Source organism: Spelaeicoccus albus (assembly GCF_013409065.1).
Taxonomy (GTDB): domain Bacteria; phylum Actinomycetota; class Actinomycetes; order Actinomycetales; family Brevibacteriaceae; genus Spelaeicoccus; species Spelaeicoccus albus.
On the sequence record NZ_JACBZP010000001.1, the window covers coordinates 840,583 to 854,705 of the forward strand.

Sequence of the window (14,123 nt, forward strand, 5' to 3'; positions counted from 1 at the left end):
AACTCACCCTCCTGATGCCGGTTATTCGCTGCCGCGAGCGCATTGGATGGGTGGCAGCCTGCCCGGGCCTGCCGGGCCGGCCGGCTGCTCGAAAAGTTTTTCACCGGGTGACCCATCCGGTCGCTCGGGTGTTCCGAATCACTGGCATGCGAGCCCGAACAGGGTTCGCGACCACGATTAAGGAGCATCATCATGCTGAAGAGCAGAACGAAGAAGCTTTTGTTGGCACCCGTAGTCGCCGCAGGAGCGCTCGCGTTCGCCAGCACCACGGCGTTCGCCCCCGCAGCAGCGGCCGCAACCGGGCAGCAGCCCTCCGCAAGCGGCGCCGACTGGTCGTTCCAGGCCAAGCTCGATCCGGTCAACAACAGCGGCGCCTCGGGCAGCGTGTGGATCACCGGGCACGGCAGCACGGCAACCGTCACGGAGAAGGCAAGCGGTCTGGCGTCGAAGTTCATGGACGGTCCCTTCCCGCACGTCTCGCACATTCACGTCGTGACCAGCGGCAGCGGTTCCTGCCCCACCGGCATGACCGACGACAAGAACGGCGACGGCGTCGTCTCCACTCCGGAGGCGGCAGGCGATTACGGCGCCGTGAACACCACGCTGACGACGTCCGGCGATACCAGCGCCAAGTCGGCGCTGGCCGTCAAGCGCGCGGCGATCCCCGGCTCGTCGGGCACGTACAAGCGCACCTTCCAGCTGAGCGACAAGGCTATTCAAGCCATGAAGGACGGCCAGGCATCCGTCGTCATCCACGGTCTGGATCCGGCCACGCTGAGCAAGAAGGCGCAAAACGAGAAGAGCCCGCTGTCCAAGGACCTGCCGCTTGCAGCCACGGCTCCGGCCGCGTGCGGCACACTCGCCCTGTCGCAAATGAACAAGGCGCCCAACGGTGCTCCGCAGACCGGCGGAGGATCGACCTCGCAGGGTGTCGACGGTGAGTTGATCGCGCTCGGCGGCGGCCTGTTGGTCGTGGCCGGCGGAGCAGCCCTGGTTGCCCGTCGTCGTACCGCCACCCAGCGGAAGTAAGACGACATCATGACCCGCATCGGGTTCGGCCGCCGCGGACGGATGGTTCTGTCCGCGGTGGCCGTCGTCCTTGCCCTCGTCGGCGGATGGGCGATCCTGTCGGGGTTTGCCAAGAACGACCCTCCGCCGCAGCCCTCAGCCGCCGAGGCCACGCCGACGAAGGCCCCGCACCCGAGTTCCGGCTCGAAGAGCCGGTCGGGCTCGCACCAGCCGCAACCCACCGGCGCCGGTACGTCGTCGCCGAAACCGCCTCCGCACCTGAAGCGGTCGAAACCCGTGCACCTCACGGTGCCGGCCATCGGCGTCGACACGTCGCTCATCACGCTGGGGCTGGACGAAAACGGCGAGATGGAAGTTCCCGACGTCCGCAAGGCGAAGGATTCCAAGGCCGGCTGGTACAAGTATTCGCCCACGCCGGGCCAGCTCGGTCCGTCGGTGATCATTGGCCACGTCGATTCCGAATACAAGGGGCCGGCCGTGTTTTACAAGCTCGGCGACATCAAACGCGGCGACACGGCCACCGTCACGCGGGCCGACGGGACGAAGGCAAAGTTCGTCGTCACGAAGGTCGTCGAAGTCAAGAAGGCCACGTTCCCGACCAGCAAGATCTACGGCAATACGGACGACGCCGAGTTGCGGCTGATCACGTGCGGCGGCGAATTCAACAGCGCCACCGGGCATCATTTGGACAATATCGTCGTGTACGGCAAATTCACGCCGTGACTCCCCGGAGTTACTTGGCGACCAGCACGGCGTTACGGCCGCGGCCGGTGCCGGCGCGTTGTCATTCGCGGCGCGTGACGTTCTTCAGCGTCCGGTCGGTGACAGTGACGACGAGCAGGATTCCGGCCGAAACGACCATGAACCAGGCCAAGTCGTGCATGCCGCCGGTCGTGGCCCGCTCACCGAACAGCGCGCCGCTGGCCGACGAGGCAAGCATGGCGCCGAGGTACATGAACGTTCGAAGCAGTCCCGATGATGCTCCGATCCGCGCGGGATCGGCCTGGTAGTAGACGGTGTTCTGCAAAGCCAGGTTCACGAGGCCCTGCGGGACGCCGAACGCAAGAGTGACGACCACGAGCAGCCACACTGCCGTGTCGGCACTCGTGAAGAGCAGGAGACTGCACGCGACGAGCTGCGCGGCCGCCCCGACGATGAGCTTGCCGCGGACCTGGGGACGCGGACCGGTGAGTGTGGCCACGATGATCCCGACGGCGAAAGTCGGCAGCAGCACCAGTCCGGCTGACGAGGCGCTCAGACCGCGGCCGTCTTCGAGCCACTGAGTGAACCCGTACAGAAAGCTGTACGACACGACCGCCGCCACGACCGCACGGGCGTAGGTGACCAGCAGCGGCACGTTCCCGGCGAACACGCGGACGTCAATGAACGGGTCGTCGACGCGCAGCTCGCGCAAGGCGAATCCGGCTCCCGCAACAATCGTGATGCCGAGCAACCATGCCATCGAAGCGTGCAGATTCATCAGGAACAGCAACAGGCTCACCAGCGTGGTCGCGAAGAGCAGAATGCCGACGAGATCGAGTCGAAGGCCGGACGACGGGTCGGCTCCGGACGAGGCGTGTTTCGGCAGCACGAGGTAGCCCAGGACCAGGCACGCGATGCCGAGCGGAATGTTGACCGCGAACGTGGCGCGCCAGCCGCCCACGCCGATGAGCACACCACCGAGCGTCGGACCGATCACGGCAATGGTCTGGGTTGCGATCGACAGCGCGGTGAGGACGCCGGCAGGACTCTGGACTCCGGTGCGCTCGCCTTCGCTGCGGATGAGGTACATCGAGGCCGGGTAACCGGCGCACGTGCCGAACCCGAGAATGACGCGGGCCGCGATGAGCACGCCGATGCTCGGCGCGAAGGTACCCACGATCCCCGCAATGAGGGCAAGGGAGGCGCCGATGAGGAAGAGTCGCCGTGGACCGAACACGTCGACCAGGCGTCCGACGAGAGGCTGCCCGATGGAGGTTGCCAGGTAGAGCGCCGATACGAGCCACGCGGTTCGCGACGCGGGCGCCCCGAATGCCGCGGCAATGGGAACCAATGCGACCGCGATGATCGACGAATTGATCGGGTTGAGGATCGACCCGAGAATCATCGGAGCAAGCAGCCGCCGGTCAAATCGGTCGGGGCGCGGCGCGTGCGTCCGCGGAGAAGCAGAGGTCATGCGCGGGCGAGGCGTTCGATGATCGCCATCGCGTCGATCACTGTCTTGCGTTCGTCGTCGGTCAATTCCGTGTCCATGGTCTGCGCCAGCCATTCGCCGCGCGCAGCGCGCAGGCCGCTGCTGCGTAGCGCGCCTTCCTGCGTCAGGGCAATGATGTGACGCCGACCGTCGCTCGGATCGGGCGTTCTGGCAACGAGCCCGAGTTCTTCCAGGGCGGCGATCGTCACGGCCATCGACTGCGGCTTGACCCCTTCGAGCGCGGCCAGCGCCGACGCGCTTGCGGCTTCGCCCTTGTTGAGCCGCGCCAGGACGGAAACCTGACTGGCCGAGAGTTCCGTGTCGACCTCGCGCATCCGCCGGCGCAGCCGTCCGAATGCAACGCGCAGGTCGATCGATGCCCGAAGCGAGGACGTGTCGTCATCCCTCGCTTGTGCGATCCCGGTATCCATATCATCAGCTTATGCTTATCAGTTTAATTTGTACAGTCTGAACTGACGATATAATGTTGGACGCATGAGTACCTCCGGCACGGCATTATTGGTCATGGATTTTCAGCACGGCATCGTCGAGCGTCTCGATACGCCCGAGGCGGTCTCGACCGCCGGCAGGGCTGTTGCGGCCGCCCGCAATGCGGGTATACCGGTCTTCTTCGTCCGGGTGGCTTTCCGCCCGGGATACCCCGAGGTGGCCGACACGAATCTCAGCTTCGGGCGCGCCAAACAACACGCCGGGGACACCATGAACGAGGCCAACGCCGCCACACAGATCGACGCGGCGCTGAGCCCACTCCCGGGCGAGCCAATCGTCACCAAGCGCCGCATCAGCGCCTTCACGGGCAGCGACCTCGACGTTCTGCTCCGCGGCGCCAATGCCGACCACATCGTTTTGGCCGGCATATCCACCAGCGGCGTCGTGCTGTCGACGCTACGGCAAGCCGCCGACCTCGACTTCTCGATCACAGTGCTGGAAGACGCGTGCGCGGACGCCGACCCGGAGGTCCACCGCGTCCTCACCGAAAAAATCTTCCCGCGTCAGGCCGCGGTGACCACTGCCGACGAATGGATAAAATCGCTCAATTAACCTGGGCCCACCTCGTAAAACGCGCCGCGTCGTCGGGAACGCGCCGTCATGACGGCGCGTTCCCGACGACGCGGCGCGTTTTGCGTAAAAAGTTAGCGGGCAAGGCGGCCGGCGGTCACGTGCCGGTGCGTTCGCGATGCTTGCAGCCGGGCCAGCAGCAGGGACGCCGCTGGCCTTCTTCCAATTCTTCCTGCGTCCTGCGGATACGGCGCTCGCGAGTTTTCTCTTGTTTGGCGTCTTCGACCCAGCAAATGAACTCGTTACGTGCCAACGGAGTAATGTCCGTCCACGCCGCAAACGCCTCGGCGTTCCCGGTCAGCGCCGCCCGTAAATCGGCGGGCAGTTCGTGCACGACGCCGCCCGGAACTTGCTCCGTCTCCATGCGGCAATTCTAGCCCGGCGCCTCGAGTCGCCGGTAGAACTGTCCATGCGGTCCGGTCCGCGCGACCGGCCTGCCGTCGACGGCGAGCACGAACGCGCCGTCCGCGATCTGCGCCGGCGCCACGGCGTCCGCATGCCCCCGCGTGGCCTGCGTCGCCCGAGACATCCGTGCGGCGATTTGCGGAAGCACTGACGGGCCCTCGTTACTCAGCCACACGGCGTCCAGCGCGCTCACCTGCCGGGCGAAATGCTGCCGCTTTTCCGACGGCAGATACGCCAGGACGGCGCTGTGGAAGACCACGAGAGTCGCATCAGGCGGCGCGGCGGCGGCCTGCCGGTTCAGTTCGCGGGTCAGATCACCGGCCACGATGGTCGGACGGTCGGCAGTCACGACTGATGCTGCGGCGTGGAGGTTCGCGCGGCGGGCCTCTTGCCCGGGCCAGATGAGGGTGTCGAGCCAGGCCAGTTGGCCGGGGTCGGCGACATCGACTGGATGCAGGTCGATACCGGCCCGCCACACGACGTCCGGAAGCCGTGTCGGAACGTCGTCGTCCCGGTCGATCGCACAGTCGAGCACTACCGGGGCCGGCACGCCGTCCGCATCGAGCCGAGTGGTGCCGGACGGCCCGTGGTACCGATAGGAGTAGCGGTCCGGATACAGGCACAATCCGGCGGAGGCGCCGACTTCCAGGAGTGCGATCGGTCCGTCGATTCGCGCCAGAGCCGGCAGCAGGGTCGCGCATCGAGCCGGTTCGTTGGTCTGCGTCGAGCGGGCCCGAATGACTGCCGCAACGGCATCCCACGACCGAAGCAAATAGTCGCGGAAGTCTCGATAGTCGGCAAGCGGGGCGCCGCACCATCGGGCGGCGGCGAATACCAGATTGGCTTGGCGCTTTTGCGGCGGGAGCGCATCGAGAAGAGCCTTGACCTCCTCATCGGTGGCCACGCCGCGCGCCCACTCCTCGTAACGGTCGCTGACGCCGTGCGCTTCGACGTCGGCAAAACGCGTGTAATACTCCGCCAGATCCATGCCTGCGACTTTACGGGCCGACGCGGATGATTCGGACTGGGCCGATCGGGTGTGATCGTCCGGTTTAAAGACCGAGACCGAGGAGGTCGTCGTCCGCGGGCTCGCCGGCGGCCACCGAAAACTTCGACAACGCGGACGCCACGGCATTCCGGTCTTTTTTGGACATGGTCGCCAATACGTCGGCGATCTCGCGTCGCCGTAATTCGGTAGCCCCGTGCACGAGACGCCAGCCCTTGGATGTCACGTCGATAATGACTTCGCGGCGGTTCTCGACGCTCGCCGCCCGTTCGACCCAGCCTTCGGCGACCATTCGGTCAATAGTGCGGCTGAACGTCGAGGGCACCGCCTTCATCCGTGCCGCAAGCGCCCCGATTCTCATTGCACCGCTTCCGGCCAAGATCACCAAAACGCGAAATTGCGGAAGCGTCACTTCTTCGAGTGCCGAGCTAACGGAACGGGCAATGATTCCAAGAAGCGCTCGAGACGTCGTCAAGGTGGCGTCGGCAGCACTGAGAACGTGCTCCTCCTGGGTCGAATCCATCGTCTCCGATTGTTCCATATCAATCCCCGACTGCTATCTTTCACTCATGCAGTAATGCAATAGTTGCAACTCTACATAGAAAGAAGTCGCATGTCTCAGCCCGCGCCCGCCCGCCCCAGCCGATGGGAGGTCTGGACCGGACGCCTCGGGTTCGACAAGCGGGGTGACAGCGCCGTCTCGATGCACATGGTGCTCCCGGCGCTCGTCATCGGGCTCGGCGCGGGACTTGCCGCCGTCGGCTTCCGATGGCTGATCACCGCCGCGACGTGGGTCTTCACGGGTACTGCGGATTACTCCGCGACGAACGGCCACCCGGCCAATCAGTGGGTTCCCGGGCTGGGTGCCGTTTTCGTGATTTTCGCGCCGGCGGTTGGCGGTCTGATTTATGGGCCGCTGGTGCACCTGTTCGCTCGCGAGGCCCGCGGTCACGGCGTGCCGGAAGTGATGTACGCCGTGAACAAGCGCGGCGGCAGGATTCGCGGATCGGTTGCCGTCGTCAAGGCATTGGCGTCGGCGATTTGCATCGGTTCGGGCGGGTCCGTCGGGCGCGAGGGCCCGATCGCACAGATCGGTTCGGCCCTCGGCTCGGCCTTTGCGCGGCTTTTGCGGCTGCCGGAATCAAGCACGCGCACGCTCGTTGCGTGCGGGGCGGCCGGCGGTATCGCTGCCACGTTCAATGCACCGATCGCCGGAGTGTTCTTTGCGCTCGAGCTCTTGCTGCTTGACTTTGCGGCAAGTTCGTTCGGCGCCGTCGTGCTGTCCTCAATCACCGCGTCCGTCATCGGTCGCGCTTTCCTGGGCGATCATGCGTTCTTGCAGCTTCCGAAGTTCACCGTCGCGAGTCCGTGGGAGTATTTCCTTTTTGCCGTTCTCGGGCTGGTTGCCGGGTTCGTCGGCGTCGGATTCACGAAGGTGCTCTATCTCATCGAAGATGTTTGCGACTGGGCATGGCGGGCACCGGAATGGCTGCGGCCGGTTGCCGGCGGCATCCTGCTCGGACTTTTGTTGTTTGCGCTGCCGCAGCTGTACGGAGTCGGATACCCGGTCCTCGAGAACGGCGTCAACGGCAAATACGCGATAGGGCTCCTGCTGCTCCTTCTCGTGGGAAAGATCGTGGCCACGAGCCTCACCATCGGAGTGGGCGGCTCGGGCGGCGTCTTCGCCCCCTCGTTGTTCGTCGGCGCCATGCTGGGGGCCGCGTTCGGCGACATCGTCGGCGCCGTGATCCCCTCCCTCGCCGGACAGACCGGCGCCTTTGCTCTGGTCGGCATGGGCGCCGTGTTCGCCGGATCGGCTCGGGCGCCGATCACCGCGGCGTTGATCATCTTTGAAATCACCGGTGAATACTCGGTCATCATCCCGCTCCTGCTGGCCATCATCATCTCCACGGCGATGTCCCGGATGCTCACGCAAGACACGATTTACACGCTCAAACTCCGACGCCGCGGAGTCGACATCAACTCGAAAGAGGGAGACGACGTGCTGCGCACCATCACCGTGTCGAAAGTCATGGTGAAGCCGCCGCCCGCGCTTGGGGAATCCATGTCGGCGCGTGCAGGCGCCGATTTGATCATCTCCTCGGGCCGTCTCGCACTTCCCGTCCACTCGGACTCGGGCGAATTCATCGGCGTCATCGACACGCAAGTCGTTTCGGACACACTGGCCACGGACGACGACGCTGACGAGCGCACCGTCGGCGACCTCTGCGAACGACCTCGGACAGTTGGTCCGGAGACCACGTTGGAAACCGCACTCGACGCCGTCATGTCCGCGACGGGCGGCGACGGCGTTCCGGTGGTCAATGACAACCAGGAACTCGTCGGTTGGCTCCGCCAGGACTCGATTCTCAAAGCGCTCACTGCCGCTCGCAACGGTCGGTCCTGACGTCGGTGAAGTTCCAGTCGCTGCCCGAGCCTTCTCACCAGCCGACGTTGTGTGCGGCGGGCCGGAAAACAGTTGGCCCGCGCCGAACCGAGTTTGGTAAGTTTCGACCATGTCGTGCTTTGCGTCGCCCAGCGGGCGTCAGGAGGTGTCCGGCGCCACGGGCGTCGGCACGAGGTAGTCACCGCCTCATCGAACCGGTTCTTTGCCGAACGACATTCTTTTGCGGCCGCCGCTTGCCCTGATCGGCGGCGCGGCCGATCCAACAGTTAGGTGACAACTCATGCTGCCATTGACCGAATCGCAGATTCGCGGTTCGCTGATCAACGCCTCCCGCAAAGAGGTCAAGGACATCACGCTGCCGTCCGATTTCGACGACGTCGACTGGGACCGCCTCGACTATTACGGGTTCCGCGACCGCAAGGCGCCGCGCCGCGGGTACGTTGTCGTGCGCATCGACGACAAGCCCGTCGGGGTCATGCTGCGCAAATCGGAAGTCAAGCCCAACAATCGCGCGCAGTGTTCGTGGTGCCGCGACGTGACGTTGCCGTGCGACGTCGTGTTCTTCAGCGCCAGGCGCGCCGGATCCGCCGGCAAGAAGGGCGACACGCTCGGCACGTTGGTCTGCGAAGACTTCTCCTGCTCGGAGAACGTCCGACGGCTTCCGCCCCTTCCGTACGAGGGATACGACCTCGAGGCCGCGCGCGACCGACGAATCGTCGAACTGTACGAGCACGTGGTCGGATTCGCCGAGGCCGTGGCGGCGTAAATCCGGGCCGAGTTTCTCAGTGCGGGCGTCGCCGTCCGCACTGAGAACGCCCGGCTATTTCGCGTGCGGGTCGGATTCGTTCAGCGTCTTGACGACGTCGTCGTAGTCGCCGCGCGCCTCGCCGTAACGGAGGAACTTCACTCGCTCGACCTGGATCTCCGGTGCCTCGGGCTGCGATTCGAGCAGGGATACGACTTCCGACACAAACTCGTCCAACGGCATTGCCGGCTCGCTGTCCTCCTGGCCGGGAAGCAACGACGTGCGAACGGCCGGCGGCACCAGTTCGATGATCTGCACGCTGGTATCGGCCAGCTGCAAACGAATCGACTCGCTGAGCATGTGGATCGCCGCTTTGGAGGCGTTATAGCTCGGCGTAGCAACGAGCGGCGCGAACGCCAGACCGGACGAGACGGTGACGATCGCGGCGTCCGGCTTCGACTGCAGGTGTTCGGTGAAAGCGGCGATGAGCCGGATCGGCCCGAGCACGTTCGTCGTCATGACTGCCTCGGCCGTCTCCAGGAACGATCCGGGCTGATGCCAGTCCTCCACGCGCATGATGCCGGCCATCGCCACCAACACGTTGAGATCCGGATGATTTTCCAGTACCTCCTTGCCGGCCGACGAAATGCTCTCGGCGTCAGTCGTATCGATGCGTACCGTGTCGATGCCGGGGTGGTCGGCAGCGATCTGCTCGAGCAGGTCGGTACGGCGTCCACCCACGATGACCGTGTTGCCCTTCTTCTGCAGTTCGACGGCGAGGGCAAGCCCGATTCCGCTCGTGGAACCCGGGATGAATATGGTGTTTCCGCTAATGTTCATGCCTCGAGTTTCGGCCCCCGTCGGCGTCGCCACCAGAGACCGGTGATCGGGGGATCGGCGATCCCTGGTTCGCCGGCCGTCCCGAGGCGGATACTACAGACATGGATCGTTCAGCTCTTGCCGACTTTTTGCGCCGACGCCGGGAGTCCCTGCTGCCGGAGGATGTCGGTCTTCCGGAAGGGGCGCGTCGGCGTGCTCCGGGCCTGCGGCGCGAAGAAGTCGCCTCGCTGGCTGTCATCTCGACCGACTATTACACGCGGCTCGAACAGCAGCGGGGCCCGCAGCCCAGTGAACAGGTGTTGGCGTCGCTTGCTCGGGCGCTGCGGTTGACCGGCAGCGAGCGCGATTATCTGTTCCGCATGGCCGGGCGCAATGCGCCCTCGCCGGTTGCCGTCGCCGGTCATGTGGCGCCGGCGCTGGTGCGCGTCCTCGATCGTCTCAGCGATACCCCGGCGCTCATTTTGTCGAACTTGGGCGAGACTTTGCTGCAGAACAAGATGGCCGAGGCGTTGTTTGGCGATACGTCCGGTTATGCCGGCGCGGCACGCAGCGAGATCTACCGCTGGTTCACCGACCCGGACGCTCGCCTGCGTTATCCCGAGGATGACCGCGACCGGCAAAGTCGCGCTCAAGTGGCAAACCTGCGGGCGGCGTACGGCGCCATGGGCGCGAACTCGCCCGCCGGCGTCCTCGTGCGAAAGCTGCAGAAGGAGAGCCCCGAATTCGCGGAACTGTGGGGTCGGCACGAGGTCGCCCAGCGGTTCGCGGATCACAAGACGCTCATCCACCCGGAGCTTGGGCCGATCGAAGTTGATTGCCAAGTCTTGTTCACCGAGGATCAGTCTCAAGCGTTGCTCGTGCTCACCGCTCCGCCGCACAGCGACGGATACGAAAAGCTGCAACTGCTCGCCGTGCTTGGGCAGGAGCGATTCGCCGCGGAGGAGAACAGTCAGGGGCGTCCAGAACCGCGCGCACTTTGAACGCGATTTCAGTTGGCCGGCCGTGCCGAGGCGCGTGCCGTGGCGCGTGCGCTTGCACGACAGGCATGCAAGGGTGGACTCCATGACACGCGATTCCCGGCACATCAGCGTCACTATCGAGCGCCCTGCAGCGGACGTCTACACTTACGCAGCCGACCCGTCGAACTTACCGCAGTGGGCGGCGGGGCTGGCCAATTCGGCGGTGGAATTCGACGACGGCGAGTGGGTGGCCGAGTCCCCGATGGGCCGCGTTAGAGTCAGTTTCGCCCGGCGCAATGACTTCGGCGTCTTGGATCACACCGTCACGCTCCCCTCCGGCGAAAGCGTCTTTAACCCGCTACGGGTGATTTCCTACGGCGACTCCTGCGAGGTGGTCTTCACGGTGCGCAGGCGCCCGAGCATGACCGAGGCGGAATTCGACAGTGACGCGGACGCCGTGTCCCGCGACCTCGCGTCGCTCAAGCGCCGGTGCGAGGCGCACTGAGTTCACCGGCGCGCCTGCAGCTCACCCTTGACGCACCGTCGTCCGTAGTATGCAATATATTGCATGCCGCTTCCTTCGGATCGACACGTCATCGGTCGCACATTGCTTCGCGATCAGGCTTTCGAGGCACTGTGCTCGGCAATCGTCGACGGCACACTCGCACCCGGCGAACAGTTGAACGACAACGACATCGCCGACTGGCTCGGGTTCAGCCGAACTCCGGTTCGCGAAGCTCTTGCCCGACTCGAAGCGAACGGCCTTGTGACGGCGACGCCGGGCCGGTCCACAGTGGTGGCCGCGATCGACTCGGATGCCGTGAACGAAGCCGCGAACGTCGCAGCGGCGCTGCATTCACATGCGATGCGGATGGCGGTGCCGCGATTTGCCCCCGCCGATTACGCAGCAATGCGGGCCGAGAACGAACGATTTGCTGCAGCGCTTCGCAGCCGGGATCCGCGAGCGGCTTTTGAAGCAGACGACTGCTTTCACGACGTCGCCCTACGCGTGTGCGGCAACGAAACTCTCACCGGCTTGCTGACGCAAGTCTCACCGACGTTGCGGCGGGTTGAATTCGCCCGCTTCGGGTCGCTCCTCGGGGAAGAGTCGATACACCAGCACGCTCGCATCATGACGGTCGCAGAAGCCGGGGACGCGGACGGCGCGGCCGGCGCCGTCCGGGCGAACTGGCAGACCCTGTATCTGTCGGGCGGCCAATCGACCACTGGAATCAATTCACGGGAGACGGCATGAAACTGTCCGATTACGAACGCTATCCACTGATGTTCGGGCCGAGCCCCGTGCACCGATTGCCGCGGCTGTCCGAGCATTTGGGCGGTCCCGCAATCTGGGCCAAACGCGAAGATTGCAACAGCGGACTGGCTTTCGGTGGCAACAAGACCCGAAAACTGGAGTACCTCGTGCCGGAAGCCCGCGCGCAAGGCGCCGACACTCTGGTCACGATCGGCGGCGTCCAATCGAATCACACGCGCCAGGTGGCTGCCGTGGCCGCGCACCTGGGACTCAAGGCGGTGCTGGTTCAAGAGGCCTGGGTCGATTGGCCGGACTCCGTCAACGACCGAGTCGGCAATATCGAACTATCGCGCATCATGGGCGCGGACGTGCGGCTGTCATCCGAAGGGTTCGGCATCGGGTTCAAATCCAGCTGGGAGGAAGCGATCGAAGACGTTCGCGCGTCCGGGGGAACCCCGTACGCCATTCCGGCCGGCGCCTCCGACCACCCACTGGGCGGCCTGGGGTTCGCGAATTGGGCGTACGAAGTCGAGCAGCAAGAGCGGGAGCTCGGCGTCTTCTTCGACACCGTCGTCGTCTGCGCCGTCACCGGCTCGACGCTCGCCGGCATGATCGCCGGCTTTGCCGGGCAGGATCGGCCCCGCCGCGTCATCGGCATCGACGCCTCGGCCACCTTGGACCAGACCCGCGACCAAGTCGCCCGCATCACCCGATCGACCGCCAAAGCGATCGACCTCGGCCGGGATCTCACCGACGACGAGATCACCGTGCTCCCCGGATGGGCCGGCGACCACTACGGCATCCCCGTCGACTCGACCGTCGAGGCCATCGAGCTCACCGGTCGCCTCGAAGGCGTCATCCTCGATCCGGTCTACGAAGGCAAGTCCATGGCGGGGCTGATCGATCTCGCCACTTCCGGTGAAATCGCCTCGGAATCAAACGTGCTCTACGCGCATTTGGGCGGCCAGCCGGCCATCAACGCATACTCCGCCTTGTTCCACTGAGAACCCCTGCCGCACCGCCCTTTTGCGCACCACCCTTTTGCCCCCTCGCCGAGTGGTGGCGAGTGGCTGCCCCCTCTTGCCGAGTGGTGGCCAATGGCTGCGAAATCGGCGATTTCGCAGCCATTGGCCGCCACTCGGCGGGGCCGGATAGCCGTTCGCCGCCACTCGGCGGGGTCGGATAGCCGTTCGCCGCCACTCGGCGGGGCGAACCGTCGGTTACGGCTGGATTCATGACACCGGAGCGCAAAAGTGGTGCCCCGGGCCACGCGAGTTCACGATCGACGGTCGTACCCGGCGGCCAGTATCGTAAACGACGTGACCGAACCCACTCAGCCGCCGGCCGGATTCGCCAAGCTGTCTTGTCGACAACGCGAACTTGTCGCTCAATGGCTGCCTGGCGCCGTCCCCGTCACCGATCACAGCTGGGGACTGGTCGACACCGCCGTTGTCGAAGCGACATACGCCGGTAATCGCTTCATCATCAAAGCCGGTGGCGCGACGAATCACCACCTGAACCGCGAGATTGAGGCCCACTACCATTGGTTGGCGCCGTGGACGGCGATCGGACGGGCGCCTGAACTCGTGGCGGCGGACGACGACGCAAAGGTTCTCGTCACGCGCTACTTGCCCGGTCGACTCGTTTTGGACACCAGTGCTGCTCGGGAGCCCGACACATACCGGCAGGCTGGTCACTTGCTATCGCTCATTCACGCGCAAACTAGCGCCGTCGACGTCGACTACGAGACAAGGGCCAACCGAAAATCGATGGCTTGGCTGGATGGCCCGCACCGCATCGCGCCGGCGACAGTCCGACGGCTACGCGCGCTCATCGATTCGTGGCCGATTGGACCCGTCACCGTCGTACCGACGCACGGCGACTGGCAGCCGCGCAACTGGATCATCAACGAGGGCACCTTGTCGGTGATCGACTTCGGCAGGGCGGCGCTTCGGCCCGCCATGACCGATCTGACTCGGCTGGCCTCGCGTGAGTTCGCTGAAGACGGCTCACTCGAGGCGGCATTCCTGGATGGTTACGGCTTCGACCCGCGAGAGCCGGACTCATGGTTCCGCGAGCGCGTGCGGGAGGCCATCGGAACTGCCGCTTGGGCATACCAAGTCGGTGACCGGCCGTTTGAGGGCCACGGGCACCGCATGATCGAAAGCGCGCTCGACACGCCTTAACCACTACACGGCGAAAC

The 14,123-nt window shown here is 65.2% G+C and carries 16 protein-coding genes; 10 read left to right on the forward strand and 6 right to left on the reverse strand.

What is annotated here, in order from left to right:
* Positions 1 to 192: 192 nt before the first annotated feature.
* Positions 193 to 1,029 (forward strand): hypothetical protein, encoded by an 837-nt coding sequence (locus tag BJY26_RS03960; RefSeq protein WP_179425883.1) that lies wholly within the window; start codon positions 193 to 195, stop codon positions 1,027 to 1,029.
* A gap of 9 nt (positions 1,030 to 1,038) precedes the next feature.
* Complete coding sequence (locus tag BJY26_RS03965; protein ID WP_179425885.1) at positions 1,039 to 1,752, forward strand: class F sortase; 714 nt, start codon at positions 1,039 to 1,041, stop codon at positions 1,750 to 1,752.
* Positions 1,753 to 1,813: 61 nt separating this feature from the next.
* On the opposite strand, the gene BJY26_RS03970 is transcribed toward BJY26_RS03965, so the two are convergent.
* Together BJY26_RS03970 and BJY26_RS03975 are read right to left on the reverse strand one after the other, a co-directional pair.
* Positions 1,814 to 3,205, reverse strand: coding sequence for an MFS transporter (locus BJY26_RS03970; protein ID WP_218852246.1), 1,392 nt, complete (start codon positions 3,203 to 3,205; stop codon positions 1,814 to 1,816).
* Complete coding sequence (locus BJY26_RS03975) at positions 3,202 to 3,654, reverse strand: MarR family winged helix-turn-helix transcriptional regulator (RefSeq protein ID WP_179425887.1); 453 nt, start codon at positions 3,652 to 3,654, stop codon at positions 3,202 to 3,204. The genes BJY26_RS03970 and BJY26_RS03975 overlap by 4 nt, the downstream gene beginning before the upstream one ends.
* Positions 3,655 to 3,718: 64 nt before the next feature.
* Here BJY26_RS03975 and BJY26_RS03980 point away from each other — a divergent pair, with 64 nt between their 5' ends.
* The gene (locus tag BJY26_RS03980) at positions 3,719 to 4,285 is read left to right on the forward strand and encodes a cysteine hydrolase family protein (protein ID WP_179425889.1); all 567 of its coding nucleotides are present in this window, start codon (positions 3,719 to 3,721) and stop codon (positions 4,283 to 4,285) included.
* A gap of 115 nt (positions 4,286 to 4,400) precedes the next feature.
* On the opposite strand, the gene BJY26_RS03985 is transcribed toward BJY26_RS03980, so the two are convergent.
* From BJY26_RS03985 to BJY26_RS03995, 3 genes are all read right to left on the reverse strand, one after another.
* Positions 4,401 to 4,667: a YdeI/OmpD-associated family protein gene (locus BJY26_RS03985; protein WP_179425891.1), complete on the reverse strand. Its 267-nt coding sequence runs from the start codon at positions 4,665 to 4,667 to the stop codon at positions 4,401 to 4,403.
* Positions 4,668 to 4,676: 9 nt separating this feature from the next.
* On the reverse strand, positions 4,677 to 5,696 hold the full coding sequence (locus tag BJY26_RS03990; protein WP_179425893.1) for a DUF2332 domain-containing protein: 1,020 nt from the start codon (positions 5,694 to 5,696) through the stop codon (positions 4,677 to 4,679).
* Between the two features lie 64 nt (positions 5,697 to 5,760).
* On the reverse strand, positions 5,761 to 6,237 hold the full coding sequence (locus BJY26_RS03995; RefSeq protein ID WP_179425895.1) for a MarR family winged helix-turn-helix transcriptional regulator: 477 nt from the start codon (positions 6,235 to 6,237) through the stop codon (positions 5,761 to 5,763).
* Between the two features lie 90 nt (positions 6,238 to 6,327).
* Here BJY26_RS03995 and BJY26_RS04000 point away from each other — a divergent pair, with 90 nt between their 5' ends.
* Both BJY26_RS04000 and BJY26_RS04005 read left to right on the forward strand, forming a co-directional pair.
* Positions 6,328 to 8,121, forward strand: coding sequence for a chloride channel protein (locus BJY26_RS04000; protein WP_218852248.1), 1,794 nt, complete (start codon positions 6,328 to 6,330; stop codon positions 8,119 to 8,121).
* A 280-nt stretch (positions 8,122 to 8,401) separates the two neighbouring features.
* The gene (locus BJY26_RS04005; RefSeq protein ID WP_179425897.1) at positions 8,402 to 8,887 is read left to right on the forward strand and encodes an FBP domain-containing protein; all 486 of its coding nucleotides are present in this window, start codon (positions 8,402 to 8,404) and stop codon (positions 8,885 to 8,887) included.
* Between the two features lie 54 nt (positions 8,888 to 8,941).
* Here the strand turns inward: BJY26_RS04005 and BJY26_RS04010 are convergent, their stop codons facing one another.
* The gene (locus BJY26_RS04010; RefSeq protein ID WP_179425898.1) at positions 8,942 to 9,706 is read right to left on the reverse strand and encodes an SDR family oxidoreductase; all 765 of its coding nucleotides are present in this window, start codon (positions 9,704 to 9,706) and stop codon (positions 8,942 to 8,944) included.
* 101 nt (positions 9,707 to 9,807) lie between these two features.
* On the opposite strand from BJY26_RS04010, the gene BJY26_RS04015 reads away from it, so the two are divergent.
* The 5 genes from BJY26_RS04015 to BJY26_RS04035 all read left to right on the forward strand — a co-directional run bounded on the left by BJY26_RS04015 (position 9,808) and on the right by BJY26_RS04035 (position 14,106).
* Positions 9,808 to 10,686 (forward strand): helix-turn-helix transcriptional regulator, encoded by an 879-nt coding sequence (locus BJY26_RS04015; RefSeq protein ID WP_179425900.1) that lies wholly within the window; start codon positions 9,808 to 9,810, stop codon positions 10,684 to 10,686.
* A gap of 82 nt (positions 10,687 to 10,768) precedes the next feature.
* Positions 10,769 to 11,170: an SRPBCC family protein gene (locus BJY26_RS04020; RefSeq protein ID WP_179425902.1), complete on the forward strand. Its 402-nt coding sequence runs from the start codon at positions 10,769 to 10,771 to the stop codon at positions 11,168 to 11,170.
* A gap of 63 nt (positions 11,171 to 11,233) precedes the next feature.
* Positions 11,234 to 11,920, forward strand: coding sequence for a GntR family transcriptional regulator (locus BJY26_RS04025; RefSeq protein ID WP_179425904.1), 687 nt, complete (start codon positions 11,234 to 11,236; stop codon positions 11,918 to 11,920).
* On the forward strand, positions 11,917 to 12,924 hold the full coding sequence (locus BJY26_RS04030) for a 1-aminocyclopropane-1-carboxylate deaminase (protein WP_179425906.1): 1,008 nt from the start codon (positions 11,917 to 11,919) through the stop codon (positions 12,922 to 12,924). Before BJY26_RS04025 ends, BJY26_RS04030 begins: the two co-directional genes overlap by 4 nt.
* A gap of 315 nt (positions 12,925 to 13,239) precedes the next feature.
* Positions 13,240 to 14,106 carry an aminoglycoside phosphotransferase family protein gene (locus tag BJY26_RS04035; protein WP_179425908.1) on the forward strand — a complete coding sequence of 289 codons (867 nt, stop codon included), beginning with the start codon at positions 13,240 to 13,242 and terminating at the stop codon, positions 14,104 to 14,106.
* The last annotated feature ends 17 nt before the right edge of the window (positions 14,107 to 14,123 follow it).

Excerpts from the sequence above, each read along its gene's own strand:
- BJY26_RS03960 (WP_179425883.1), top strand. The coding sequence starts at position 193 with ATGCTGAAGAGCAGAACGAAGAAGCTTTTGTTGGCACCCGTAGTCGCC.
- BJY26_RS03965 (WP_179425885.1), top strand. The coding sequence starts at position 1,039 with ATGACCCGCATCGGGTTCGGCCGCCGCGGACGGATGGTTCTGTCCGCG.
- BJY26_RS03970 (WP_218852246.1), bottom strand. The coding sequence starts at position 3,205 with ATGACCTCTGCTTCTCCGCGGACGCACGCGCCGCGCCCCGACCGATTT.
- BJY26_RS03975 (WP_179425887.1), bottom strand. The coding sequence starts at position 3,654 with ATGGATACCGGGATCGCACAAGCGAGGGATGACGACACGTCCTCGCTT.
- BJY26_RS03980 (WP_179425889.1), top strand. The coding sequence starts at position 3,719 with ATGAGTACCTCCGGCACGGCATTATTGGTCATGGATTTTCAGCACGGC.
- BJY26_RS03985 (WP_179425891.1), bottom strand. The coding sequence starts at position 4,667 with ATGGAGACGGAGCAAGTTCCGGGCGGCGTCGTGCACGAACTGCCCGCC.
- BJY26_RS03990 (WP_179425893.1), bottom strand. The coding sequence starts at position 5,696 with ATGGATCTGGCGGAGTATTACACGCGTTTTGCCGACGTCGAAGCGCAC.
- BJY26_RS03995 (WP_179425895.1), bottom strand. The coding sequence starts at position 6,237 with ATGGATTCGACCCAGGAGGAGCACGTTCTCAGTGCTGCCGACGCCACC.
- BJY26_RS04000 (WP_218852248.1), top strand. The coding sequence starts at position 6,328 with ATGTCTCAGCCCGCGCCCGCCCGCCCCAGCCGATGGGAGGTCTGGACC.
- BJY26_RS04005 (WP_179425897.1), top strand. The coding sequence starts at position 8,402 with ATGCTGCCATTGACCGAATCGCAGATTCGCGGTTCGCTGATCAACGCC.
- BJY26_RS04010 (WP_179425898.1), bottom strand. The coding sequence starts at position 9,706 with ATGAACATTAGCGGAAACACCATATTCATCCCGGGTTCCACGAGCGGA.
- BJY26_RS04015 (WP_179425900.1), top strand. The coding sequence starts at position 9,808 with ATGGATCGTTCAGCTCTTGCCGACTTTTTGCGCCGACGCCGGGAGTCC.
- BJY26_RS04020 (WP_179425902.1), top strand. The coding sequence starts at position 10,769 with ATGACACGCGATTCCCGGCACATCAGCGTCACTATCGAGCGCCCTGCA.
- BJY26_RS04025 (WP_179425904.1), top strand. The coding sequence starts at position 11,234 with ATGCCGCTTCCTTCGGATCGACACGTCATCGGTCGCACATTGCTTCGC.
- BJY26_RS04030 (WP_179425906.1), top strand. The coding sequence starts at position 11,917 with ATGAAACTGTCCGATTACGAACGCTATCCACTGATGTTCGGGCCGAGC.